Annotated in this window: 21 protein-coding genes and 1 pseudogene; 9 read left to right on the top strand and 13 right to left on the bottom strand. The window is 73.2% G+C overall.

What is annotated here, in order from left to right; genetic code table 11:
- Positions 1-140 precede the first annotated feature (140 nt).
- A complete protein-coding gene (locus ACIRS4_RS06485; protein ID WP_404190840.1) occupies positions 141-1904 on the bottom strand; it encodes a carboxylesterase/lipase family protein in 1764 nt (587 codons plus the stop codon).
- A gap of 298 nt (positions 1905-2202) precedes the next feature.
- Between ACIRS4_RS06485 and ACIRS4_RS06490 the strand changes: the two genes are divergently transcribed.
- Positions 2203-3225 carry a hydroxyacid dehydrogenase gene (locus ACIRS4_RS06490; protein WP_404190843.1) on the top strand — a complete coding sequence of 341 codons (1023 nt, stop codon included), beginning with the start codon at positions 2203-2205 and terminating at the stop codon, positions 3223-3225.
- 120 nt (positions 3226-3345) lie between these two features.
- Here ACIRS4_RS06490 and ACIRS4_RS06495 read toward each other — a convergent pair whose 3' ends face one another.
- Positions 3346-3801: a peptidoglycan-binding protein gene (locus ACIRS4_RS06495; protein ID WP_404190846.1), complete on the bottom strand. Its 456-nt coding sequence runs from the start codon at positions 3799-3801 to the stop codon at positions 3346-3348.
- Positions 3802-4285: 484 nt separating this feature from the next.
- On the opposite strand from ACIRS4_RS06495, the gene ACIRS4_RS06500 reads away from it, so the two are divergent.
- Positions 4286-5338, top strand: a complete 1053-nt coding sequence (locus ACIRS4_RS06500) for a LacI family DNA-binding transcriptional regulator (RefSeq protein ID WP_404190848.1) — start codon at positions 4286-4288, stop codon at positions 5336-5338.
- A gap of 56 nt (positions 5339-5394) precedes the next feature.
- On the opposite strand, the gene ACIRS4_RS06505 is transcribed toward ACIRS4_RS06500, so the two are convergent.
- The 4 genes from ACIRS4_RS06505 to ACIRS4_RS06520 all read right to left on the bottom strand — a co-directional run bounded on the left by ACIRS4_RS06505 (position 5395) and on the right by ACIRS4_RS06520 (position 10465).
- Entirely contained in the window at positions 5395-6783 is a 1389-nt protein-coding gene (locus ACIRS4_RS06505; RefSeq protein ID WP_404190851.1) for an erythromycin esterase family protein, read from the bottom strand.
- Between the two features lie 212 nt (positions 6784-6995).
- The gene (locus tag ACIRS4_RS06510; RefSeq protein WP_404190854.1) at positions 6996-9521 is read right to left on the bottom strand and encodes an FtsX-like permease family protein; all 2526 of its coding nucleotides are present in this window, start codon (positions 9519-9521) and stop codon (positions 6996-6998) included.
- 3 nt (positions 9522-9524) lie between these two features.
- The gene (locus tag ACIRS4_RS06515; RefSeq protein ID WP_404190857.1) at positions 9525-10256 is read right to left on the bottom strand and encodes an ABC transporter ATP-binding protein; all 732 of its coding nucleotides are present in this window, start codon (positions 10254-10256) and stop codon (positions 9525-9527) included.
- Positions 10253-10465 (bottom strand): hypothetical protein, encoded by a 213-nt coding sequence (locus tag ACIRS4_RS06520; protein WP_404190860.1) that lies wholly within the window; start codon positions 10463-10465, stop codon positions 10253-10255. Before ACIRS4_RS06520 ends, ACIRS4_RS06515 begins: the two co-directional genes overlap by 4 nt.
- Before the next feature lie 188 nt (positions 10466-10653).
- Here ACIRS4_RS06520 and ACIRS4_RS06525 point away from each other — a divergent pair, with 188 nt between their 5' ends.
- The 3 genes from ACIRS4_RS06525 to ACIRS4_RS06535 all read left to right on the top strand — a co-directional run bounded on the left by ACIRS4_RS06525 (position 10654) and on the right by ACIRS4_RS06535 (position 13223).
- Positions 10654-11964: a sensor histidine kinase gene (locus ACIRS4_RS06525; protein WP_404190862.1), complete on the top strand. Its 1311-nt coding sequence runs from the start codon at positions 10654-10656 to the stop codon at positions 11962-11964.
- A gap of 64 nt (positions 11965-12028) precedes the next feature.
- Positions 12029-12688 (top strand): response regulator transcription factor, encoded by a 660-nt coding sequence (locus tag ACIRS4_RS06530; RefSeq protein ID WP_404190864.1) that lies wholly within the window; start codon positions 12029-12031, stop codon positions 12686-12688.
- Positions 12689-12779: 91 nt separating this feature from the next.
- Positions 12780-13223 carry a VOC family protein gene (locus tag ACIRS4_RS06535; protein WP_404190866.1) on the top strand — a complete coding sequence of 148 codons (444 nt, stop codon included), beginning with the start codon at positions 12780-12782 and terminating at the stop codon, positions 13221-13223.
- Here the strand turns inward: ACIRS4_RS06535 and ACIRS4_RS06540 are convergent.
- Together ACIRS4_RS06540 and ACIRS4_RS06545 are read right to left on the bottom strand one after the other, a co-directional pair.
- Positions 13218-13883: pseudogene (locus ACIRS4_RS06540) on the bottom strand (helix-turn-helix domain-containing protein); the annotation flags it as partial. The gene ACIRS4_RS06535 and the pseudogene ACIRS4_RS06540 overlap by 6 nt on opposite strands.
- A 47-nt stretch (positions 13884-13930) precedes the next feature.
- Positions 13931-14902 carry an AraC family transcriptional regulator gene (locus ACIRS4_RS06545; RefSeq protein WP_404190869.1) on the bottom strand — a complete coding sequence of 324 codons (972 nt, stop codon included), beginning with the start codon at positions 14900-14902 and terminating at the stop codon, positions 13931-13933.
- An 80-nt stretch (positions 14903-14982) separates the two neighbouring features.
- On the opposite strand from ACIRS4_RS06545, the gene ACIRS4_RS06550 reads away from it, so the two are divergent.
- Positions 14983-15870, top strand: coding sequence for an NmrA family transcriptional regulator (locus ACIRS4_RS06550; RefSeq protein ID WP_404190872.1), 888 nt, complete (start codon positions 14983-14985; stop codon positions 15868-15870).
- Positions 15871-15913: 43 nt separating this feature from the next.
- On the opposite strand, the gene ACIRS4_RS06555 is transcribed toward ACIRS4_RS06550, so the two are convergent.
- Positions 15914-16579 (bottom strand): TetR/AcrR family transcriptional regulator C-terminal domain-containing protein, encoded by a 666-nt coding sequence (locus ACIRS4_RS06555; RefSeq protein WP_404190875.1) that lies wholly within the window; start codon positions 16577-16579, stop codon positions 15914-15916.
- Between the two features lie 116 nt (positions 16580-16695).
- On the opposite strand from ACIRS4_RS06555, the gene ACIRS4_RS06560 reads away from it, so the two are divergent.
- A complete protein-coding gene (locus tag ACIRS4_RS06560) occupies positions 16696-18114 on the top strand; it encodes an MFS transporter (RefSeq protein ID WP_404190878.1) in 1419 nt (472 codons plus the stop codon).
- Positions 18115-18156: 42 nt separating this feature from the next.
- Positions 18157-18993, top strand: a complete 837-nt coding sequence (locus ACIRS4_RS06565; RefSeq protein ID WP_404190881.1) for an SDR family oxidoreductase — start codon at positions 18157-18159, stop codon at positions 18991-18993.
- 21 nt (positions 18994-19014) lie between these two features.
- On the opposite strand, the gene ACIRS4_RS06570 is transcribed toward ACIRS4_RS06565, so the two are convergent.
- The 4 genes from ACIRS4_RS06570 to ACIRS4_RS06585 form a co-directional block, all read right to left on the bottom strand.
- Positions 19015-19443: a DUF6223 family protein gene (locus ACIRS4_RS06570; protein ID WP_404190884.1), complete on the bottom strand. Its 429-nt coding sequence runs from the start codon at positions 19441-19443 to the stop codon at positions 19015-19017.
- Positions 19444-19510: 67 nt separating this feature from the next.
- Positions 19511-19912: a hypothetical protein gene (locus ACIRS4_RS06575; protein WP_404190887.1), complete on the bottom strand. Its 402-nt coding sequence runs from the start codon at positions 19910-19912 to the stop codon at positions 19511-19513.
- A 56-nt stretch (positions 19913-19968) separates the two neighbouring features.
- On the bottom strand, positions 19969-20874 hold the full coding sequence (locus ACIRS4_RS06580) for an RNA polymerase sigma-70 factor (protein ID WP_404190890.1): 906 nt from the start codon (positions 20872-20874) through the stop codon (positions 19969-19971).
- Positions 20875-20962: 88 nt separating this feature from the next.
- On the bottom strand, positions 20963-22153 hold the full coding sequence (locus tag ACIRS4_RS06585) for a YihY/virulence factor BrkB family protein (RefSeq protein WP_404190893.1): 1191 nt from the start codon (positions 22151-22153) through the stop codon (positions 20963-20965).
- A gap of 107 nt (positions 22154-22260) precedes the next feature.
- Here ACIRS4_RS06585 and ACIRS4_RS06590 point away from each other — a divergent pair, with 107 nt between their 5' ends.
- Entirely contained in the window at positions 22261-23916 is a 1656-nt protein-coding gene (locus ACIRS4_RS06590; RefSeq protein WP_404190896.1) for an acyl-CoA dehydrogenase family protein, read from the top strand.
- Positions 23917-23987: the final 71 nt, after the last annotated feature.

Here is a 23987-nt window from a genome sequence, read left to right on the forward strand (position 1 = left end):
TCGGCCCGGAAGCGATCACCTCGATCGCCCGCACCCTGCGGGAAGGCACGCGCTGACGGCGGCGCGCGGGCCGACTGCGGGGCGGTGAGCGCCGCCCCCCGAACGCGTCGCCCAGGTGTGCGTGCCGGTGACGGCAGGCCTCAGCGGCGTCGTGAGCCTCCGGCGCGGCGCAGCCGGCGGACCGCCGAGCGGAGGTCGGCCGTGCGAGGGGGCCGTGCGGTCACCGCGCCCGGCGGGACGTCGTCGGCCCGAGGCTCTCCGGGGACCGCGGCTTCGTCGAAGACCGAAATGACGCCTTCACCGCTGCCGAGCGGCATCCCCTCCCCAGGTACGGCGATGTCGCCGGGAACGGATCCGCGGAGAGCGGATGCCTCGGTGGCGTTCCCCTCGTCCCTCCCCCACAGTGCGAGGTCCCGGTCGCGCGGCCCGTACGCGGTGTACGCGACGGACGCGCTCGCCTCGGCGCCGTCCGCGCCGCTGTCGCCGAACACGCGCACCGGGTGCGTGGGGCCCCACGCCTCCCAGCCGGGGTCACCCGTCGTCGCGAACCGCACCCACGCCCCGTGCATGGCGTCGGCCAGCTCACGCGGCGCGTCCTCGCCTGCGAGCTTGACGGCGTCGGGCACGTCCCCGGTGCCGAAGACGAAGCCCAGCTCCAGGGCATGGCAGGCGCCGAGCCGCGGTCGCCCCGACCGCCAGGCGAACTCGTACACGTACGCGGAGCCGGGCCGGGCGTCGGCCAGGCGCTGGAGCGGCCGGCGCAGCAGGTGGTCGGTGATCATCTGTCCGACGATCTCGGCGGCGCCGGCCTCGGGGTGCAGCGCCCGGTAGCCGCGCGGCACCTCGTGGCCGCAGTGGCAGCGGGCCATGGCGCCGGCCAGTCCGACGGCGCCCAGCCGGTCGATGCGGTCCAGCAGGCCGCCGGGCACCAGCCAGAGCCGGTACTCCTCGCTCGTCCAGCCCAGGAGCAGGTCGGCGCCGCGTGCGGCTTCGCCGTCGACGAGGGCCTGGAGAGGGTCGCGCGGGACGAGGTCGCCGTCGAAGACGACGCCGAAGGCGGGGCCGCCGAGGACGGGGCTGCTCAGCCTGCCGATCTCGGCCTGGGTGCGCAGCAGCACGTCGCGGTCGACGGCGGCGAGGGCCTCGGCCGTGGCGGGGACGCGCAGCCGGTTCGCCATCCGGCGGACCATGCGCCGCACCTTGTCCCGTGGCAGGGCTTCCGGCGGCCCGCTCTGCAGGACGGCGCGCCGGAACAGGCCCCGGGCCTGCGGGGCGGCGATCAGGGCGCCGACGCTGATCGCCCCGGCCGACTGCCCGGCCAGGGTGATCCGCGCCGGGTCGCCGCCGAAGCCCTCGATCGACTCGTGGACCCAGCGCAGGGCGGCGAGCTGGTCGCGCAGCCCCGGGTTGGCAGGCGCGTCGGGGAACAGTCCGTACCCCTCCACGCCCAGGCGGTAGTTGACCGAGACGAAGACGATTCCGTCGCGGGCGAAGTGCCGTCCGTCGTAGACCGGCACGGCGGAGGTCCCTCTGGTCAGCCCGCCGCCGTGCAGCCACACGAGCACCGGCAGCCGGCCGGCCGCGCCCGGTGCGGGGGTCCAGACGTTGAGGTTGAGGCATCCGTCGCCGGGCACGACCGGGTCGGACAGGTACCGGGCGAACGCCTCGGAGTACGGCGGTTTCGGCGCCGTCGGCCCGAAGTCGCCCGCGTCCCGCACGCCGTCCCAGGGCTCGGGCGGCACGGGCGGCCGGAACCGGCGGGGCCCGAAGGGGGGTGCGGCGTAGGGGATGCCCCTGAACACGCAGACCCCTGATTCGTGGCGTCCGCGGACCGCCCCGTAGGGGGTGCTGACCACGGGGTCGGGCCGGTCCCCGGCCACGGTGTCCTTCCGGCCTGCCGTCATCTGCCCACCAGCCCTCCAGGCCGCGGCCCTGCGCCGCGCTCGCGCACCGGCGGGCGGCGGTCGGTGACCGCCGCGCGGTGACGGGTGACCGACGCCGCCGGTACCACCAGAGCACCACAGCCGCGTCCGGTGTTCCGGCGCACGGGCCTTCCACAGGGCTGTTCGGCGTACGCGGGGGCGCTCAAACCCCGCGGCCCGCCGTCGCGCACGCCCGCTCGGGACGATTGACCTCGCTCCGGGCCGGACCTACCGTAGATCGCGCTTTCAGAAAGCGCTTCCCAGGCACCTCAGGAGAGTCATGCCCAGCGCCCAGCTTCCCAGGGCCGTGTTCGCCATGGATCCGGTGCACCTCCCCCAGCTGTTCCCCGCACAGCTCCTCGCACGGCTGCGGCGGACCGCCGACATCGACCCGGGGTTCGTGGTGCGGGACTTCCGGGATCTCACCGACCCCGCCGCGGCCGCGGCGCTGGCGGACGCCGAGGTCCTGATCACCGGCTGGGGCTGCCCCCGCCTCGACGCGGAGGCGCTCACGGCGGCGCCCGGCCTGCGTACCGTCCTGCACGCCGCCGGCTCGGTGCGGCCCCTGGCCGGAGAGGCGCTGTGGAGTCAGGGCGTGACCGTCTCCAGCGCGGTCACCGCCAACGCCGTCCCCGTGGCCGAGTACACGCTGGCGATGATCCTGCTGGCCGGGAAGGACGCCTTCGCGCACCGGGAGCGGTTCCGGCTCACCCAGGCCCACCCCACGCCCGCGGAGACCGCCGCTACCGGCAACCTGGGCCGGCGCGTCGGCCTGATCGGGGCGTCCCGCGTGGGCCGCCGTCTGCTCGAACTCCTGCGGCCGTACGACTTCGAGATCCTGCTGTACGACCCCTACGTCGACGCCGCCGAGGCCGCCGCACTGGGCGCGCGGCCGCTCCCGCTGGAGGACCTGCTGCGGCACAGCGACATCGTCAGCCTGCACGCGCCCGACATCCCCGAGACCCGTCACATGCTCGACCGGGAGCGGCTCGCCCTCATCCGTGACGGCGGCATGCTGATCAACACCTCGCGCGGGGCCCTGGTCGACCACACAGCGCTGACCGAGGAGCTGGTCTCCGGCCGGCTGCACGCGGTCCTCGACGTCACCGAGCCCGAGCCGCTGCCCGCCGACTCCCCCCTCTACCGGCTGCCCAACGTCTTCCTCACGCCGCACATCGCGGGCTCCCTCGGCAACGAGCTGGAGCGGCTCGGCCTCATCGTCGTCGAGGAGATGGAGCGGGTCGCGGCGGGCAGGCCCCTGGCCCACCAGGTCCGGCACACCGACCTGGCCCGCGTGGCGTGACCCGGACACGACGCCGGTACGGTCACCGGGCGCGGCCGCCCGAGCGGCCGGAGGCGGCCGGGGCCGCGCGCCGGAACACCCCGGCCCGCGGCCCTCGGCGCGTGCTCCGCGGAGGCCGCGTCAGCACCAGCCGGCGCAGCCGCCGGCGAACTGCTTGAAGGCGGCCTGCGTTCCCGAGCCGGCGATTCCGTCGATCGCTCCGGTGTAGCCCCAGTTCCGCAGCAGGCGCTGGAGCGCGCTCACCGTGCCGCCGCCGACTTCGCCGTCGATGGCGCCGGTGTAGCCCCAGTGGGTCCTGAGGTTGCGCTGGAACGCCTTCCAGCTGTTGGTGCCCAACTCGCCGTCGATGCGCCCGGTGTAGCCCCAGTTCGCCTTGAGCCAGCACTGGACGTATCCCGCCTGGGTGGCGTTCAGGCCGAGGTTGACCGTCGCGAACGGGGCCGCGGCCCGAGGGGGCGCCGCGGGGTGCGCGGCCGGCGCGGTGGCCGCGAATCCGGCGCTCGCCCCGGTGAGGCTCCCGGCCGCGATGCCCGCGACGGCGGTGAGAGTGACGATGGTCCTGGTCAGAAGTCGCATGCGTTTCCCTCTTCGATTCGTAGGGTGGCGCTTGACGTTCGGCTGACGCGCTCGTCGTAGTGGTGTCGCGGCGGGCTTTCGCGGGTGCCGTCTCCCTGCGGACACTTCGTGAAGTGCGGCTGGACGAACGGAACTTCCTGGGCCGCGCGCGACGTTCGGCGCACAACGCCCCGTGCACGGCGGGCAGTCGTCGGTGCGCGACGCCCCGGCCGTGGTGGCGCCATGGCCCGCGGGCGGAACTGCCCGCGCCGGATCGGTACGCGGCCGAAGCTACCGTCTCCGCCGCGCCGGGCGCGTCATCAGAATCGGCCATTGGGCAGTGGACGGTCGGCCGTGGTGCGCGATGCACAGGACCTGCGTCTTCCCGCCGCGCTGAGGCACACCTAGGATAGCAAGCGCTTTCTGCGAGCCGTGGGGTTGGCTCCGAAAGGACGGTGGTCGAACTTTCGCTGGCCCACGGGCGGGGCCGGAGAGGTGGTTCCCGATGGTCCGCACGGGCAGTGCGAGCGTGACGGCCGGGCCGACCCTGGCGGTCGTGGCCCGCGAGGCGGGGGTGTCCGTGCCGACGGCCTCCAAGGTGGTCAACGGCCGTGAGGACGTGGCTCCCGAGACCCGCCGACGGGTCACGGAGGCGCTGGACCGGCTCGGCTACGTACGCAGACCGCGTTTCGACGCGACGAAACCGCCCCGGCTGGTCGACCTGGTCGTGCACTCGCTGGACAGCTCCTCGACCGGCGCGGTGCTGCACGGGGTGGAGGAGGCGGCGCACGACGCGGGCCTGGACGTGGTCGTCTCGGCGGCGCTGTCCCGCACCAGGGCGGGTCGCCCGCAGCGCGGCTGGCTGGACAAGCTCACCGCCCGGGGGTCGGCCGGAGTCCTGTTCAACCTGGCCGAGTTGACGCAGTCGCAGTACGCCTGGCTGGAGCAGCACCGGATCCCGTTCGTGATGATCGACCCGGTGGTGGAGCCGCCGTCGGACGTGGTGTCGGTGGGCGCGGCCAACTGGCAGGGCGGTGTGACGGCGACCGAACACCTGCTGGCCCTCGGGCACGAGCGGATCGCGGTGATCGCCGGGCCGCGCCGCAGGATGAGCAGCAACGCCCGGATCGCCGGCTACCGCTCCGCGCTGGCGTCGGCGGGGATCGTCCACCGTCCCGAGTACGTTCGCCACGGCGGCTTCGACGAGACGGCCGCCCGCCGCCACATGCGCGACCTCCTCGATCTGCCGGAGCCGCCGACGGCCGTCTTCACCTGTTCCGACCGACAGGCCCTCGGCGTCTACGAGGTGTTGTCCGAAAGGGCGTTGAGGGTTCCGGACGACATCAGCGTGGTCGGTTTCGACGATCTGCCCGAGTCCCGCTGGACCACCCCGGCGCTGACCACCGTCCGCCAGCCCCTCGCGGAGATGGCGGCGACGGCGCTACGGCTCCTGGTGCGGATGATGGACGGGGACCGCCCGGAGGGTACGCGGACGGAGCTGTCGACACGGCTGGTGGAACGCTCGAGCACGGGCGCGCCCCGCGTCCGGACGGGGTGACCGTATCGGACGCGACACGCCGCACGACGCTTGGAGGGGCGTCTGACCAGCCCCTGTCAGGGTGCGCCGAGATATGTGGTGGCCTGGATGTCGTGCAGGTGGATGAGGATGTCGTGGGCCTTGCCGGGTGCGGCCGTGTACTCCACGGGGTCGGGCCATCCGGCGCCGATGTTCCAGGTGACCCGCTCCTTGTCCAGCCACTCGCGCACCGGCTCGGGGGCCCTGCGCATGTCGAGGATGTAGTCGTCCCCATGGGCCTTGTCCAGGGTCTGTTCGTTGGAGCCAGGCTTCGCGCCGTCCACGTGGTAGGTGCGTATCACGTTGTCGTCGCTGCCGAACGCCTTGAAGGAACCCTTGAAGAACGAGAAGCCGACGCTGGTGTAGCGGCTGCCCAGCGCGTCGCGGAGGAAGGAGCCCTGGGTCTTGGGGTACCGCGCGTCGAACGAGTCGTAGGACACGTGGGTGTTGTGGGCCGACAGCAGAATGCTGTCCCCGGTGTGCCTTCGCCACCACTGCACGTTCTCGGCCATCACCTGGTCGCGGAGCTTCATCATCAGGGCGATCTGGTCCTCGTCGCCGATGTCGAAGGCCATGCCCCTGGCCATCTGGTGGATGGCCAGGGCGTGCTGCGTCATCCACAGGTGGTTCCGCTTGTCGCCGGGGCCGGGGCGCTGTGCGCGCAGGAGGTCGTAGACCTTCCGGGTCCGCTCCGCCCGCTCCTGGCGCTCGGCGAGCGACAGCTCGAGGTACTCCTCGGCGAAGGTGCCGGCGTCGGTGGCCGGGGGAAGGCCGCGGTACAAGTCGGTGACCTGCTTCAGCAGGTGCGGGTACGTTCGGGACACGTGGTCGATGACCCGTGCGTACAGTTCCGGGCCGGCGTAGCCCATGTCGTTGCCCATGAAACGGACCGGGTCGCCGGGGTGGTGGAGGTTGTAGTCGCGCATCCACGTGATGAGGTCGATGTAGTCCTGGTTGTTCCAGATCCGGTAGGAACCCTGGAACTCGTCTCGGGCGATGTCCTTGAGGTCGCCCCTGCCCCGCACCACGTACTCGTCGATCCGCACACCGCTGCTCCAGGGGAGTTCCAGGCTGAAGGTCCTGAAGCCCTTCTCCTCGACCAGATAGCGGAAGACCCGGTGCTTCATGCGGAAGAAGTCCCGCGAACCGTGGGTGGCCTCGCCCAGTCCCACCACCTCGGCGCCCTTGAGCATGCGGCCCAGCGCGTCGAGGTCCCGCAGACTGCCGGTGGGGTTCGTGGTCCGCAGGGGGTGGGAGCTGCGGTCGATGCCGGCCACCACGCTCTCGCCGCGCTGCCAGGAGGCGGATGCCTGCGAGGCCGGGGCCGGCGAACCGTGCGCCGTGGCGCCCATGGCAGGCGTGGCGACCGTCAACGCGCTGAGCGAGAGGAGGACGGAGGGGATGATCATTGCCTTGCGTCGCGTCATGCCCACAGATTTCCGTGCGCACAGGGTCCGTCACCAACCCGTGTGCTGCCCGTTTCCGAGTACCGCAGGCACTACCGACGGGACTCGGGCCGCCCCCCTACGTCGTGACCTTGCCGCCTGGTGGAGCCGGTCGCGGGCGAAGAGCGGATACCGGGGACGACGAAAGCCCGGACCCGGCATACTGCCGGGCCCGGGCTGACGGACCGAGCGGTTCAGTGAACCCGAATCGCTTCGGCGGGCGCCGTGCGCAAGGCCTGGCGCGTAGGAAGTTCGATGGTCAGGTAGGCCGTGGCGGTGACCGTGAGGGCCAGGGCGGGCAACAGCCAGGTGGGGCCGGCGGGCCAGGGGCGTCCGAGGAAGCCCTGGCCCAGGAGGGCCAGGGGAATCGCGGAGAGCAGCATGGCCGTGGTGAGCGCGGTGGCGGCGGTCACCGCGGCCTCGCGGCGCATCATCGCGCGGATCTGGCGGGGTGTGGTGCCGTTGAGGCGGAGGGCGCCCAGTTCGGCCCTGCGCTGGGCGGTGGCCGCGACCAGCTTGTTGGCGATGCTCAGCAGGAGGTAACCGAGCAGCACGACGATGGTGGCCAGATTGATCCACACCGCGGGCGGAACGTCCTTCAGGCCGCCGGCGGAAGGGGAGTCGGCAGGTGCGAGGGCCAGGCCGGGGCGGGAGGCAGCGAGAGTCGTCAGGCTCTGCCGGACCTTCGCCGTGTCGTCGGTGCGGATCAGGAGGGACTGGTCGAGTGCCGTGGTGGTGTGTCCGGCGGCCAGGTCGTGGGACAGCACGACCGTGCCGAATCCGAGGCCCCGGCCGTACACGGCGACCACCTCGGCGTCGACCCGCGCGCCGTCACCGAGAACCAGGCTCACCCGGCGGCCCGCCGTCGCGGAGCGCGAGCGGGCGACATCGCTGCTGACGGCGACGGTCGCGCCGGTCAGGCGGTCCAGGCCGCCGTCCTGCACGTCGAGGTCGAGGACGCCCGCCGCCTCCGGGGTGAGGACGGCCGCGGAACCGGACTCGGCCTCCTTGTCGCCGAACTGCGTGTACTCCCACACCACGGTCGTCGTGCCGACCGGGGCGGCGGCCCGCACACCGGCCGTCTTCCGGACGGCGGCGGGAACGTCGGCTGGAATACCGCCCAACCCTGGTGCACTCAAACGAAGTTGGGCCAGGGTGCCGGTACGGGTGTCATGGCCGGTGGCGGCCAGCACGGTGGTCTGGGTGAAGGTGTACGTCAGCACGAACACGACCGCCATGGCCAGGGTGGAGACGATCCCGGCGTTGCGCAGGGCGTAGGCGCGGAAGTTGGCCATCGCCAGCCAGGTCGGCGCGGAGCCGCTGCGGCGCGTCGCCCGGGCCACCGCGCCGCCGATGCCCCGTACCAGCGCCGGACCTGCGACGGCCAGGCCGATCGCCGCGACGATGCCGGCGATCGGGGTGGCCGTGGCACCGATGACCGTGCGCAGGAAGAGCGGCGGGACCGACATCACCATGGCGGCGAGGACGACGAGCACGCCGATCCACGTCCGGGTCCGCGACGGGTCGCGCGGTTCACTGCGCGACGCGGCGACCGCCTCGGTGGCCGGCATCCGCGAGGTGCTCCAGGCCGAGCAGCGGGCCGCCGCCTGGACAACCAGGAGCAGCAGGAGGAACGCTGCGAGGGCGGGCAACGGGCTGAAGGTGAGCGGAAGTCCGGGCGGTATGACCCCGCGGTCCGCGAGCACGCCGCGGAACAGTCCGGCGAGCAGATAGCCGAGGCCCACGCCGGGTGCCACGGCCACCGCCGCGACCGCGGTGGACTGCGCGGCGGCCAGCCGACGGATCTGTCTCGGGGTGGCGCCGACCGCCCGCATCAGCGCCAGGTCGCGGCGCTGCCCGGCGACCGACACGGCCAGCGCGCTCGCCATCACGAAACCGGTGATCAGCAGGATGATCCCCGACAGCGAACCGGCGAGCAGCACCAGCAGCGAGCGGGAGGCGCCGGCGCCGGGCACGGCCGCCTCACCCCGCTCCGCTCCGGTGAGCACGCGCAGCCCGGCGCCCTTCACCTTCGTACGGATCTCGGCGGCCACCCGCTCCTCGACGCCGGGCGTGGTGCGCAGGCCCACCAGGTCGACGCGGTCCGAGCGGCCGGAGAGTCGCAGGGCCGTCGCGTCCGCGAAGTAGACGCCCTCGCCAGGCGCGTCGACCACGGCCGAGACGTGATAGCCCGTGGCGGGGCGGGCGTTGACGACGACCTGGACCTCGTCGCCCGGCTCGATGCCCGCCGCGGCGGCGGTGGCGCGGTCCACGGCGATCTCGTCGGAGGCGTTCGGCTCGCTGCCGGTGACCCGCGCGTCCGCCAGCAGCTTCGTCGAGGACCAGCCGTGCCCCGCCACCCGGGGATCCTCGAACGGTACGACCTGCCCATGGGTGTCGACGAGGGCGGCGGGGAACCCGATGTCGCCGACTGTCGTGGTCACGCCGGGCAGCCGGCCGAGCTCGCCGACGAGTCGGGCCGGGAGCCGGCGGCGTTCCGAAAGCGCGAGCGGCAGGTCGCCGGCCGGGTGGAACTCCTGGTCGGCCGCGACCACGACGGACGCACCGGCCAGCCGGCCGGCGGGCAGACGGGAGCGCAGACCGGACTCCGCCAGGACGCCGGTGGCGGTGATCAGAGCCGCACCGCCGAGGACCGCGCAGGCCACGGCGATCAGCGCGATGACGCGGTGTCCGGCCATCTGTATCGCGAGACGGAACACGGTTCAGTCCTCTCCCAACGCGACCAGGCGGCTCGCCAGTTCAGGAGCGGTCGGCGCCTTGACGGCCTCGACCACGCGGCCGTCCGCCATCACCAGCACCTGGTGCGCGCGGGCGGCGGCGGCCGGATCATGGGTGACCATCACCACCGTCTGGTGCAGGTCGGCGACGAGGTCGCGCAGCAGGTCGAGGACCTCGTGCGCGCTGCGCAGGTCGAGCGCGCCGGTCGGTTCGTCGGCGAACACGACGGCGGGTTTCGCGGCCAACGCCCGCACCAGGGCAGCCCGTTGCTGCTGACCGCCGGACAGCTCCGCCGGGCGGTGACTCAGCCGGTCGGCCAGTGCCACCCGCTCCACCAGCGTCCGCAGCCAGTCGCGGTCCGCGGTACGGCCCGCCAGCCTCAGTGGCAGCGTGATGTTGTCCTCGATGGACAGCGAGGGGATCAGGTTGTACGCCTGGAACACGAACCCGACGCGTTCCCGACGCAGTCGGGTACGGCGGGATTCCTTCAGTCCGGCGATCTCGTGACCGTCGATGCGGACGCTGCCCGACGTCGGGGAGTCGAGGCCGGCGGCACAGTGCATCAGTGTGCTCTTGCCGGAGCCCGAGGGGCCCATGACGGCGAGGAAGGTGCCGCGCTCCACGGTCAACGACACGTCGTCGAGGGCGCGTACACCACCCGGGTACGCCTTGCTGACGCCCTCCAGGGCGATGGCGGGGGCGCCTGCGGCGTTCATCGTCGGCCTCGCAGGTTCCGTACGGCGAGCGTGCCCGCGCACAGGACGGTGATCGCACCGCACACCAGGTGCACCCAGGTGTCGGCGCCGCCGAAGGAGGCCGCCATGTTGGCGAGCGCGCCTGCCACCACCGCCGTCCAGAGCAGGGGGCGGGCGATGTCCTCGGAGTCGGGCCGGTCGGCGGGATCGGGGGTCGTCGTGTGCCGCATGGGGCTGCTCCCGGGGTCTTGTTGTGTGGTCCTGCGGTGGCCGTGTGCCGTCCCCGCTGTCGTCACCGACGCTATGGATCAGCACCCGTGGCGGCCGATCCCGCAGGCCGCCTGGTTCGAGGTACAGCAGGCTGTACCGCCCCGCCGCTCGGATGACGTGAACTCGCTCGCGACATAGGGTCGTTCGCATGACAGTGGGCACGAGTGGAGCGGCGGACCGACGCGAGAGCCGCGAGAGCTTCAAGGCCATCGCGCTCCGGAGCCTGAGCGCCGCCGGTGAGGCGATCGCCCAACTGGCGTCCGGGCTCAACACGGCGCTGCTCGCCATGCTGTTGCTGCTGTGGCTGACTCTCACCGTCGCGACGAGCGTCATCGGCGTCGGACTGCTCATGGCACCCGCGCTCCTGCGCACCCTGCACGCCCTGGCCGGCCGGGAGCGCGGCCGGCTCGCACGCTGGGGCCCCGAGGTCGCCGCCCCGGAGCCGCCGCCCACATCGCTGCGTGCTGCCCTCGTCGACCGCACCACGTGCCGCGAACTGGCCTGGCTGGTCCGGCACTCCACCGTGGGGGCGCTGCTCGGGCTGCTCGGCGTCCTGCTGCCGGTCCTCGCGGTGCGGGACACCGCCTTCTTGCTGTACTGGACGTACATGCCCGAGGGCGCGACCGCCACCTCCGTGGGCATCGGAAACGCACACACCTGGCCGGACGCCGTCGCCGTGACGCTGCTGGGCGTGGGCTGGATCGCCATCATCCTGGGACTGACGCCGGGTATGGCCCGGCTCCAGGCGGGCCTCGGGCGGCGTCTCCTGGCGGCCGACCCCGGTGTCGATCTCTCCCTGCGCGTCGCGGAGCTGACCGCCACGCGTGCCGCCGCCCTGGACGCCCACGCCACCGAACTGCGCCGCATCGAACGCTCGTTGCACGACGGTGCGCAGAACCGGCTCGTCTCCGTCGCCGTGCTGATCGGGGCGTCCCGCCGCATGGTGGCCCGTGATCCGGCGGGCGCCGACGAACTCCTGGAACGTGCCCAGTTGGCCGCCGAAGAGGCGCTGGCCGAGCTGCGTGCCGTCGCCCGCGGCATCCTTCCGCCGGTGCTGGCCGACCGTGGCCTCGAGGGCGCGCTCTCCGGTCTCGCCGCGAACTGCGCGGTGCCCTGCCGGATCGACGTGGACGTGCCCGAACGCTGCGCCGCCTCCGTCGAGGCGACCGCCTACTTCGTGGTCGCCGAGGCCCTGACCAACATCGCCAAGCACAGCGGCGCCCGGCACGCCGTCGTCACGGCACGCGGCCGCGGGGGCCGACTCGTGCTGTCCGTCGAGGACGACGGCAGGGGCGGCGCGGGGGGTGACTCCCGGGCTTCCGACCCCGGGGTGGAGAGTGGCGGCTCCGGGCTCACCGGCATCCGTCGCCGCGTCGCGGCGCACGACGGCGACCTCACCCTGACCAGCCCGCCCGGTGGCCCGACCCTCCTGACAGTGGACCTTCCCTGTGGATCGTGACGACCGGAGCCCGACCCGGGGCCTTCGCCCACCGCCGTTGAATCCGGACCCTTTGGAGCCTGACATGCGGATTGTGATAGCGGAGGACGATCCCCTGCTGCGTGAGGGGCTCGCCCTGCTGCTGCGCGCCGAGGGACTCGACGTGGTGGCCACCGCGGACACCCCCGACGAGGCGCTGGGCGCCATCGACGTGCACAAACCTGATGTCGCCATCTTCGACGTCCGGATGCCGCCGACCCACACCGACGAGGGGATCGTCGCCGCGGTCGAGGCCCGGCGTCGACGGCCCGGCCTTGCCGTGCTCGTGCTGTCCGCGTACGTCGAGCAGAGCTTCGCCACGGAGTTGCTCGGCGGCGGGGTGAACGGCCTCGGCTACCTGCTCAAGGAACGGGTCGGCCGGGTCGAGGAGTTCCTGGACGCGCTACGGCGCGTGGCCGGCGGCGGCACCGCCATCGACCCGGAGGTCGTCGCCCAGCTCTTCACCCGCTCCCGCCAGGACACCCGCCTGGAACGGCTCAGCCCCCGCGAACGGGACGTGCTCGCCCTGATGGCCGAGGGGTTGGGCAACTCCGCCATCGCCGGGAAACTCGTCGTCACCGACGGCGCCGTCCACAAGCACATCCGCAGCATCTTCGCGAAGCTCGATCTGTCTCCGACGGACCAGGTGGACCGCCGGGTCGCCGCCGTCCTGCGGTATCTGGAGGATCTGCGGCGGCCGGCTTGAGGTGGTGTCGGTACGAGGGTTCGGCGTCGTCGGTGTCGATCACTGCCGCCGACCGGGCCCCTCGCAGCCCGTCACCCCGGCCTCCCGGCCGATGTCCGTTTCCTTCAAGACCGGGGCGCGATCGGCCGCCTACGGTGGGCGCATGACTCCACGATTCGATGCCGTCGGCCTGGTCGTCTCCGACATGGCCGCCTCCGTCGCCTTCTACCGCAGGCTCGGGTTCGCCTTCCCGGAGGGGGCCGAACATGAGCAGCACGTCGAGGCCCGACTGCCCGGCGGGCTGCGGCTGATGCTCGACACCGAGTCCGTCGTCCGGTCCTTCCGGCCGGATTGGCGGGCCCCCGCCGGCGAAGGCCGGCACTCGCTGGCCCTACGGTGCGACGGGCCGGCCGAGGTGGACGCCGTGTACGAGGAGCTGGTCGGTGCCGGGTACACGGGCGGGCTGAAGCCGTGGGACGCGGTCTGGGGCCAGCGGTACGCCATCGTGCACGACCCCGACGGAAACGGTGTCGACCTGTTCGCCGCGCAGGAGTAGGCCGGTCAGCGTCATACCGCTCAACTCCCTCACGTCACGCGCGAGGTGGGCCTGGTCGGCGTAGCCGGCGCGGGACGCCGTGTCCGCGTACGGCACTCCCCGTCGGGCCAGGGCGAGAGCGCGCTGCAGGCGCAGGATTCGGGCCAGTGTCTTCGGGCCGTACCCGAAGGCGTTCAACGAGCGTCGGTGCAACTGGCGCGCGGTCAGACCGAGTTCAGCGGCGGTGGCGGCCACCGGGCGACCCTCGGCGAGGGCGGTGACGAGGCGGCGCAACTCACGGTCCGGCGGGGCGGCCCGTCGCAGCGCGAGTTCCTCCAGCGCCGTCGCGGGGTGGGGCGCGGCCGCGACCCGGGCGCACAGGCGTCGCACCTCTGCCGCCGGCCACAGCTCGGCCAGGTCCACGCGCCGGTCGCGCAGTTCGTGCGCCGGCACGCCGAGCAGGGCGGGCGCGGCGCCCGGGTAGAAGCGCAGGCCGGACCAGGAAGCGGGCGGTCCGTCGGGGAGGTGAGCCCGGGTGTCGGGACCGGCCACCAGCAGCCTGCCCTCGTTCCACAGCAGGTCCATGCAGCCGTCGGGCAGCACCGGGTGAGCACCGGCGCCCGCCGGGGTGTCGGTCCACACCACCGCGCCGGCCAGCCGGGAGGGCCGTTCCTGGTACACACGCCCAGGTTACGCGGCGGGGGCCGTGCCGGGCGGGCGAGGCATCCTCACGGGATCTTCGTCCGGTGCTCCTGCGGGCTCCGGCCGTGGACCCGTTTGAAGGCGGTGGACAGGGCGAACGCGCTGCCGTAGCCGACCTGCCGGGCGATCGCGGCGATCGTGTCGTCGGTCTCGCGCAGCAGGTCGGCGGCGAGGGCGAGACGGTAGCCGGTGAGGTGGGTCATCGGTGGCTCGCCGACGAGTTCGGTGAAGCGGCGGCCCAGAGCGGCCCGGGAGACGCCCGCCTTGGCGGCGAGGGAGGCGACCGTCCAGGGGTGGGCGGGGTCGTCCTGGACGAGGCGCAGGACGCGGCCGACGACCGGGTCGCCCAACGCCCGGTACCAGGTGGGGGCCGCCGCCTCCGGACGGGAGAACCAGGCCCGCAGCGCGGCGATGACCAGAAGGTCGAGCATGCGGTCGAGGACGACCTCCTGGCCCGGCTCGTCGCGGGCGATCTCCTCCATGAGCAGCGGGGTGAGCGGGCACCGCCACACGTCGTCGGTCAGGGACAGCAGCGGGGGCAGCGCGTCCAGCAGGCGGCCGTTGATCTCGCCGTCCATCGTGTAGGTGCCGATCAGCAGCACCGTGGAGCCGTCGAGGCGGTCGCCCCAGGCCCGTACGCCGAGGTCCATGGAGCCGTTCAGGGACCGGCCGTCGGGGTAGGCGCACTCGCCGCCCGGCAGGATCAGGGCCTGGGGCGCGGTGGCGGGGTCGTCGGCGCCGGTGTACGCGCCGGGGCCGCGGGCGATGGCGAGTTCTCCGGCGGTCAGCCGGACCGGCTCGCCGGCGTCGGGCACGACCCAGGCGTCGCCGCGGACGACCAGCATCACCGTCAGCGGGGCGCGGTCCTGCACACGCACCGCCCACGGAGGGTCGAAACACGCGCGGATCATGAACGCGCCCCGCGCGCGCGGACCTTCCAGCAGACCTGTCAGAGGGTCTCCCCGGGTGAGGGGCTTCGAGGGGGCGGGAGCGTCCATGCGGCCAGCGTAGACGCGCGCTTATGGGAACGAGCCGTTCAGCGATGTTCCCTTGCGGCGCAGGGCAGTTGACTTGCGGCATGACACAGAACACGACGCAGGAGACGGTCCGGAACTCGACACGGGACATGACGGTGGTGGTGACCGGGGCGACCGGTCGTACGGGTGGGCGCGTCGCGCGGGCCGTCGAGGCGGCCGGTCTCACGGTGCGGGCCGCCTCGCGGGCGACGGGCTTCGACTGGCGGTCCCCTTCGACGTGGGCGGACACGCTGCGCGGCGCGGACGCGGCCTACCTGGCGTACCCGACGGACATATGCGCTCCGGAGGCGGCCGCGGCGGTCGGCGCGCTCGCCCGGGAGGCGGTCGGCCTCGGCGTACGGCGGCTGGTGCTGCTGTCGGCGCGGGGTGAGGAGCGGGCGCGGCCGGCGGAGGAGGCGCTGCGGGAGTCCGGGGCGGACTGGACCGTCGTACAGGCCGCGTGGTTCGCACAGAACCTCAGCGAAGGGCCGCTGGTGGAGGAGTTGCGGCTGGGCGGGGAGCTGGTGTTCCCGGCCGGTGAGGGGCTTCGGGAGCCGTTCGTCGACGTGCGGGACATCGCGGACGTGGTGGTGGCCGCGCTGACGTCGGGTGCGCGGTTCATCGGGCAGGACATCGACGTGACCGGGCCCCGGCTGCTGACGTGGGGCGAGGCGGTGGCGGAGGCCGGCGCCGCGGCCGGGCGTGAACTGACGTACCGGGCGGTGCCGCTGGGCGAGTACCGGGAGCGGCTGGTCGGTTTCGGGCTGCCCGCGGAGGAGGCCGACTTCCTGGTCGAGCTGTTCGAGGGACTGCTCGACGGCCACAACGCGCATGTGACGGACGGGGTGCGGCGGGTGCTCGGGCGTGAGCCGCGGGACTTCTCGGAGTTCGCCGGGGAGGCGGCGCGGGCGGGGGTTTGGGGCTCGGCTTCGGCGAAGGCGCAGGCCTGAGGGCCGTCCCGGCCGGTCGGACCCGCGGGCGCCGGCCCCGCTGTCAGTGAGCGGGCGTGTGGAGGATGCCGTTGATCAGGACGTCGAGGCCCCAGGTGTCGCGGTCGCCGGGGGAGAAGAGCGCCTGCCGCATCGAGGTGAGCATCGGGTAGCGGTGGGCGGACAGGGCGGCGTAGTGGCGGTTCGCCGCGCTGACGGCGGTCTCCTCGTCGGAGCCCTGGGTGTCGCGGTTGTTCTGCTCGACGGCGGCTGCGGCGATGTGGAGCCACAGGAGGTCGACGGCCCAGGCGGCGGCGGTGTCGTCGAGGCCGCCCTGCTTGAGCAGGGCGAGCATACGGTCCAGGACGAGCAGGGAGTTCTCTCCGGTGGGGATGGCCCCGAGGGCGACGCCGGCCAGGCCCTCGTGCCGGCTCATGGCGGCGATGGCGGCGGTGGCGAGGGCGCGCAGCTGTTCTCGCCAGGTGCCCTCCTCGGTCGCCGCGACGGATGCGAGGGCTTCGTCGAGCATGGCGGCCATGAGGTCGTCGCGGTTGGCGACATAGACGTACAGCGAGGCGGGGCCGGTGTCGAGCGCCTTGGCGACGCTGCGCATGGTCAGGGCGTCCAGGCCGTCGCGGTCGAGGATCTCCAGGCCGGTGCGCACCACGGCGTCGCGGCTGAGGGGGGCCTTGGTGGGCCGCGCGCGGCGGCTGATCGGCTGCGTCCTCATGGGGCAAGCCTAGCCGTACGACGAACACCGTTTGACACGAACACCGTTCGCTCCCTAGGGTCCGACGAACAGTGTTCGTAACGAACGCCGTTCGACCTCCTCTCGGAAAGTACACCATGACCAGCACCCTCGCCCCGCCCAGCCAGGTCGGGGCCCTCTCACCCGCGCGGCGCTGGGCCGTCCTCGCCGTGATCCTGGCAGCCGAGGTCCTCGACCTGATCGACGCCACGATCACCAACCTCGCCGCGCCGAGCATCACCGCCTCCCTGAAGGGCGGACCGGCCCTCGTCCAGTGGCTGGGCGCCTCCTACGCACTCGCCCTCGGCGTGCTTCTCGTGGTCGGCGGCCGGCTCGGGGACAAGTACGGACGGCGTCGCGTCTTCCTGACGGGCCTGGCCGGGTTCACCGCGGCCTCCGTGGCCTGCGGACTGGCCGTCGGTCCGCAGACGCTGATCGCCGCCCGCCTCGTCCAGGGAGCCTTCGGCGCCCTGCTGATCCCGCAGGGCTTCGGCATCCTCGGCGCCGTCTTCCCCCGCGACCAGATAGGCAAGGCGTTCAGCGCCTTCGGCCCCGTCCTCGGCCTGTCGGCGGTGGGCGGCCCGATCCTGGCCGCCGCCCTCATCGACACCGATCCCCTCGGGCTCGGCTGGCGCTCCATGTTCCTGATCAACATCGTGCTCGGCGGCGGCGCCCTGCTCGCCGCCCACCGCCTGCTGCCCCGGGACACCGGCGAGCGCGGCACGGTGATCGACGCCCCGGGCGCGGTGCTGCTGGCCGGAGCCATGGCCACCCTGCTCTACGGGCTGATCGACGGCCCCGCCCACGACTGGCGCCCCGTCTCATGGGCCGCACTCGGCGCCGCGGCGGTCTTCTTCGCCCTCCTGGCCCGCCGCCAGGCCACCGCCCCCCACCCGCTGATCCAGCCCTCGCTCTTCCGCAACCGGGGCTTCGTCTGCGGCCTGGTCCTGGGCGTCGCCTTCTTCGCGGCCGTCGCCGGGCTCCTCTACGTCGTCTCCCTGTTCCTCCAGGAGGGCCTGGGCTACTCGCCCCTGCGGACCGCCCTCACGGGCAGCACCCCCATGGCCGCCGGAATCGTCATCGCCTCGATCGCCTGCTACCGGCTCATCAGCCGCCTCGGCCGCACCCTCGTCCTGATCGGCCTGCTCACGACGCTGACCGGCACTCTGGGGCTGTGGGCAGCCGTCCACACCGCCGGCACCGCGACCGGCCCGGCCGCGATCATCATCGCCACCCTGGTGACCGGGCTCGGCATGGGCACCTGCTTCGGCACCGTCTACGACATCACCCTCGGGGACGTCACCCCCGCCGAAGCAGGATCCGGCGCGGGGTCCCTGACCGCGGTGCAGCAGCTCGCCAACGCTCTGGGCGCCGCCGCCGTCACCACCGTCTACCTCCACATCCCCGGCCCCGCCCACGCGATGACCCGCAGCCTCCTGATCGTGGCCGGCATCACCCTCGGCTGCTGCTGCCTGGTCCGCCTGCTCCCCCGCACCGCACAGCCCCAGCACCACTGACCCGCACCACGCCCGGAACCAGACTCGGAAAAGAGCCCACTCATGATCCTCATCACCGGAGGCCGCGGCGCGGTCGCCACCCACCTGACCACGCTGCTCCACCGCGACGGACTGGCCACCCGGGTCGGCTCCGCCGCCCCCGAGAAGCTCACCCCGCCCGAGGGTGTGAAGACGGTCCGTCTCGACCTCACCGCCCCGGACACCTTCCCCGCCGCCCTGGCGGGCGTCACCACGGTGTTCCTCTACGCCAGCCCCGACCGCGTCACCGACTTCATCGACCACGCCCGGCAGGCCGGAGTGACGCACATCGTGCTGCTGTCCTCATCGGCTGTGCTCGGCCCCGACCCCGAGAACGACCCGCTCGCCAAGTCGCACCTCGACGTGGAACGCGCGCTGCTCTCCTCGCCGATCACCACCACGATCCTGCGGCCGGGTTCCTTCGCCTCCAACGCCGGCGGATGGGCGTGGGCCGTCAAGGCAGGACGACCCGTCAGCCTGCCCTTCCCCGACGCCCACACCGACCCCATCCACGAGAAGGACGTCGCCGAAGCCGCGTACGCCGTCCTCACCGACCCCCGCCACCACGGCGGCCGGTTCACCCTCACCGGCCCCGAGTCGCTGACCTTCGCCCAGCAGATCGACCAGCTCGCCGCCGTCACCGGGCGGCCCGTCTCGATCGACCACGTCACGGTCGAGGCGTGGAAGCGGGAGTCGGCCGAGTACATCCCCGCCGCCTACGCCGACGCCCTGCTGAACTGGTGGGAGACCAACGACAAGCCCCTCCCCCTCACCCGCACGGTCGAAGAACTCACCGGCCGCCCGCCCCGCACCTTCACCACCTGGGCCGACGACCACGCCGCCGACTTCACCGATCACTGACACCCCGCCCGCACCCGCCCGTCAGCCGGTACGGCGGGTGCGGGAGCGGGCCAGTCCGCCGAGGGCGACGGCGGTCAGGCCGAGGAGCATGGCGACGAAGGCGCCGCCCAGCCCGTTCCCGGTGCCGAGACCGCCGTCGGCGGTGGCCGCGATCGTGCCGCCGACGGCCACGGCGACCGGCCCGGCCACGAGAGCCGTGACGGCGCCGTTGCGCCGGGCCCAGGCGCCGATGTGCCCCTTGCTGTCGGGGCGGGCCAGAGCCAGACCGCCGCCCACCGCGCCCAGCAGGCCGACCAGCGCCGACAGAGAAGCCCCGACCCGGCCCACGCTCAGCGTGGTGACGCCGGCGGCGACCTGCTGTGACGGGTCCGCGGCGGCGGCCGGTCCGGCGCACGCGAGCACGCCGATCAGGACGGCGGCGGCAAGGGTGAGAACGGATCGAACGGACATGAGACGTCCTGCTTTCCTCGAAGGGGTCTGAACCGGTCGTTCGTGGGACAGCCGTCCGCAGCACACCTCAGGCGGCGGGGCGCCGCGGCAGTCCCTGGGACACCGCACGGGCCAGGGCGAGCGTGCTGAGGGCGAACATCACCACGCCCAAGGGGACATGGAACGAGGGCACGTGCGCGACGCCCAGCGCGACCTGCGCGGAGGCGAGGAGGAGGAAGCCGGTGGCGTACAGGACGGGGCGGGGTGATCCACCGCCCCGGCGCCAGGCCAGGACCGTGGCGAGCACGTACAGCATGGCGGCCGCGTACATCACCTTCGATCCGAAGTCGTGCAGCCAGTAGCCGCGGGACGAGGTCAGCAGCAGGCCGGCGGTGACCGCCTGGAACAGGAGGGTCAGGGTCTGCAGGGCGGTCGCGGTTCTGAGGAAGGTGAGGCCGCCGGGCGTGGCGGCCGTCGTCTGCGTGGTCATGGCGGGATCCCTCGTGACGGGTGCGGAGACGGACGGGTGCTTCGGAGCCGTCGGCGTCAACGCAGGGCGAGCGGGGTCTCGGAGGTGACGCGGGTCAGCTTCTCGGGGTTGCGGACGAAGTAGAGGCCGGCGATGCGGCCGTCCTCGAGACGGACGGCCATGACGCCGTCGAGCTCGCCCTCGCGGTGCACGGCGAGTGCCGGGCTGCCGTTGACCACCGTGGACTCCCAGGTGATCGTGGCCTCGAACCTGGCAGCCGAGGTCGCGCCGCCGAGATAGAAGCGGACGATGTTCTCCGCGCCGACGATGGGCCTGAGCGCGGCGCGCTTGACGCCGCCGCCGTCGCTGAGCAGCACGACGTCGGGGGCGAGCACGTCGAGGAGGTCCTGCGGGTTCCCGGTCTCCAGGGCGCGCTGGAAGGACTCCAGGGCGGCCCGGGTCTCCCGCGCGGAGGCCGTCCGGCGGGGCCGGCGGGCGTCGACGTGCGCGCGGGCGCGGTGCGCGATCTGCCGTACGGCCGCCGGGGTCTTGCCGACGGCGCCGGCGATGTCGTCGTAGTCGACCTCGAAGACCTCGCGCAGCACGAACACCGCCCGCTCGGTCGGGGAGAGGCTCTCCAGGACGAGCATCATCGCCATCGACAGGCTCTCGGCGAGTTCCAGGTCCTCGGCCGCGTCCGGCGCGGTGACCAGCGGCTCGGGCAGCCACTGGCCGACGTACGCCTCACGGCGGCGCTTCATGGTCCGCAGCCGGTTGAGGGCCTGCCGGGTGGTGATCCTCAGCAGGTAAGCCCGCTGGTCGCCCACTCCGTCCAGATCGACCTTGACCCACCGTAACCAGGTCTCCTGGAGGACGTCTTCGGCGTCGGCCGCCGATCCGAGCATCTCGTAGGCGACGGTGAACAGCAGATTGCGATGGGCGACGAATGCTTCGGTCGCCGGGTCGGTGGTGCGGTCGGTCATCTCCCTGGCCCCTCTCCCTCGGACACGCCTGGTCAGGCTGTCCCTAGGACACCGCTGGGCCGCTCGCCGTGACAGCTTGTGAGGCAGATCACTTCTCGGGGGGCGGGGGTTCCTCGCCGCCCGGGGCGGTGTTCTTGTGGGAGGTCTTCGCGTGGGCTCGCAGGCGGCCCGTGACGTCCTCCGGGGGGAGGAAGCGGGACCAGCGTTCGGGGAACTCGGAGGGCATGTCGGGGTCGTCGGGGTCGTCCTCGTACTGGCGGGCCGCGGTCAGACGGGCGACGTACTCGGCGGCCTCCTCCTCGCGCTGCCGCTCGTTGGCGGCGCGCGCGGCGGCGGTCGCGGCGGCCGGCCAGACGCGGTCGATCGCGGCGTTCACGGCCGCCCCGACGAGGACGGCGAAGGCGGACACACCGATCCACAGCAGGACGGCGACGGCGGCGGCGAGGGAGCCGTAGATGGTGGCGCCCTCGATGGTGCTCTGCAGATAGATGCGGAGCAGGAAACTGCCGAGCACCCACATCGCGAGGGCGACCAGGGCGCCGGGGACGTCCTCGATCCACGGGGAGCGCACCGGCACGGAGACGTGGTAGAGCGTGGTGAGGAAGGCGATCGACAGGACGATCACGACGGGCCAGTACAGGACCTGGACGACCGTCGTCGACCAGGGCACGATCCGCACGACGGCGTCGGGACCGGCCACCATCAGGGGCAGCGCGACGGAGCCGATCAGCAGGGCGGCGATGAACAGCAGGAACGCCACCAGCCGGGTCTTGACGATGCCGCGCACCCCGTCGAGGCCGTACATGACGGTGATGGTGTCGATGAAGACGTTCACCGCACGCGACCCCGACCACAGGGCGAACAGGAACCCTATCGAGATGACGTCGGGGCGGCCGCCCTTCATCACGTCGTCGAGGATGGGCTGCGCGATCTCGGCGACGCCCTTGTCGGACAGGACGGTGCGGGAGGCGTCGAGGAGGTTGGCCTCCAGGCTGCTGATGGTGTCGGTGCCGGTCCAGTCGTCGACGTAGCCGAGGAGTCCGATCAGGCTGAGCAGCAGCGGCGGCACGGACAGCAGGGTGAAGAAGGCGGCCTCGGCGGCCAGGCCGAGGATGCGGTACTCGATGCAGGAGTTGACGGTGTCCTTCAGAAGCAGCCAGGCGGTCCTGCGCTTGGAGACGTTCCGGTAGAGGGCGCGGGCTCGGTGGAGACGCCCGGCGAGGGCCGCGTGATCGTCGGGGCGCTCGGGGTGCTCGGGGGGCTGACTGGCTGGCTGCACGCCATAAAGGTATCCGCCGTGCGAGGCTCCACTCACCTCCGGTGGGCCCGCTCGCGCCGTGCGTGTTGGGCGGTCATGAGCTGCGGGGCGGCGGGTACGTTCACGGTATGGCAGGCAGCACGCACACCGTGACCAACCAGCCCCCGCCCCTGCTGGGCCACGACGTCTACGCCACCGATCAGGCCCTGGTCACGGCCGTGGAACGCCATCTCGATCCGGGCCTGCTCGACGAGGCACGTGGCGAACTGTCCTCGCTGGGCCGGGCGGCCGGGTCCGCGCAGCTGCACGAGTGGGCGGCCCAGGCCGACGGCAGCCCGCCGGTGCTGCGCACGCACGACCGCTACGGTCACCGGGTCGACGAGGTCGACTTCCATCCTGCGTGGCACCGGCTGCTCGGCAAGGGCGTCGGGGCGAATCTGACGTCGGCGTGGGCGCGGCCGGGAGGACATGTGCGGCGGGCCGCCGCGTTCGTGGTGTGGACGCAGGTGGAGGCGGGCAACTGCTGCCCGCTGTCGATGACGCACGCGGCCGTGCCCGCCCTGCGCGCCGACCCCGGCCTGGCCGCCGAGTGGGAGCCCCTGCTGACGTCGACCGTCTACGAGCGTGAGTTGCGGCCGGCGCGTCTGAAGGCGGGCGCGCTGGTCGGGATGGGGATGACGGAGAAGCAGGGCGGCAGCGACGTCCGGGCGAACACGACGTCCGCGCGGCCGCTCGCCGAGGACGGGGCGTACGAGCTGAGGGGGCACAAGTGGTTCTGCTCGGCGCCGATGTCGGACGGTTTCCTGGTGCTGGCCCGGGCGTCCGCGTCGCCGGGGGCCGGGGACGGAGGGCTGACCTGCTTCCTCGTGCCGAGGGTGCTGGAGGACGGCAGCCGTAACACGTTCCGCATCCAGCGTCTGAAGGACAAGCTCGGCAACCGGTCGAACGCCTCCGCCGAGGTCGAGTTCGACGGGACGTGGGCGCGGCGGGTGGGCGAGGAGGGGCGGGGCGTGCGCACCATCATCGGGATGGTGGCCGCGACCCGGCTGGACTGCGTGCTGGGCTCGGCGGGGCTGATGCGGGCGGCCGTCGCGCAGGCGGCCCACCACTGCGCCCACCGGGAGGCGTTCGGCGGCACGTTGCTCGACAAGCCGCTGATGCGCAACGTCCTGGCCGATCTGGCGCTGGAGTCGGAGGCCGCGACGACCCTCGGGCTGCGGCTCGCGGCGGCGTACGACGACGGCGGCGAGCAGGAGCGGGCGCTGCTGCGGATCGCGGTGCCGGCCGCCAAGTACTGGGTGGCCAAGCGGTGCGCGCCGGTGGTGGTGGAGGCCGCGGAGTGCCTGGGCGGCAACGGGTACGTGGAGGAGTCGGGGATGCCGCGGCTGGTGCGGGAGTCGCCGCTGAACTCGATCTGGGAGGGCGCGGGCAATGTGCAGGCGCTGGACGTGCTGCGGGCGCTCAGGCGCGAGCCGGAGGCGCTGAACGCCTACCTGCGGGAGGTGGGGCGGGCGCGGGGCGCCGATCACCGGCTGGACGCGGCGATCAAGGCCCTGTTGACGGATCTGGCCGATCTGGACGGCGCCGAGGCGCGGGCGCGGCGGCTGACCGAGCGGTTCGCGCTGGTCCTGCAGGGGTCGCTGCTGGTGCGGTTCGCGCCCCCCGAGGTGGCGGACGCGTTCTGCGCCTCGCGGCTGGGCGGCGACGCGGGCGGGGCCTTCGGGACACTGCCGCACACACTGGATCTGGGGGCGATCGTGGAGCGGGCCCGGCCCGTGGCCTGACTCCGGCGGTCCGTCCGGGGAGGGCGGGCGCGGCGTCCGTCGCGGGCGGGGGTGGCGCCGCGCCGACACGG

The organism is Streptomyces sp. NPDC101166, assembly GCF_044768125.1.
Lineage (GTDB): Bacteria > Actinomycetota > Actinomycetes > Streptomycetales > Streptomycetaceae > Streptomyces.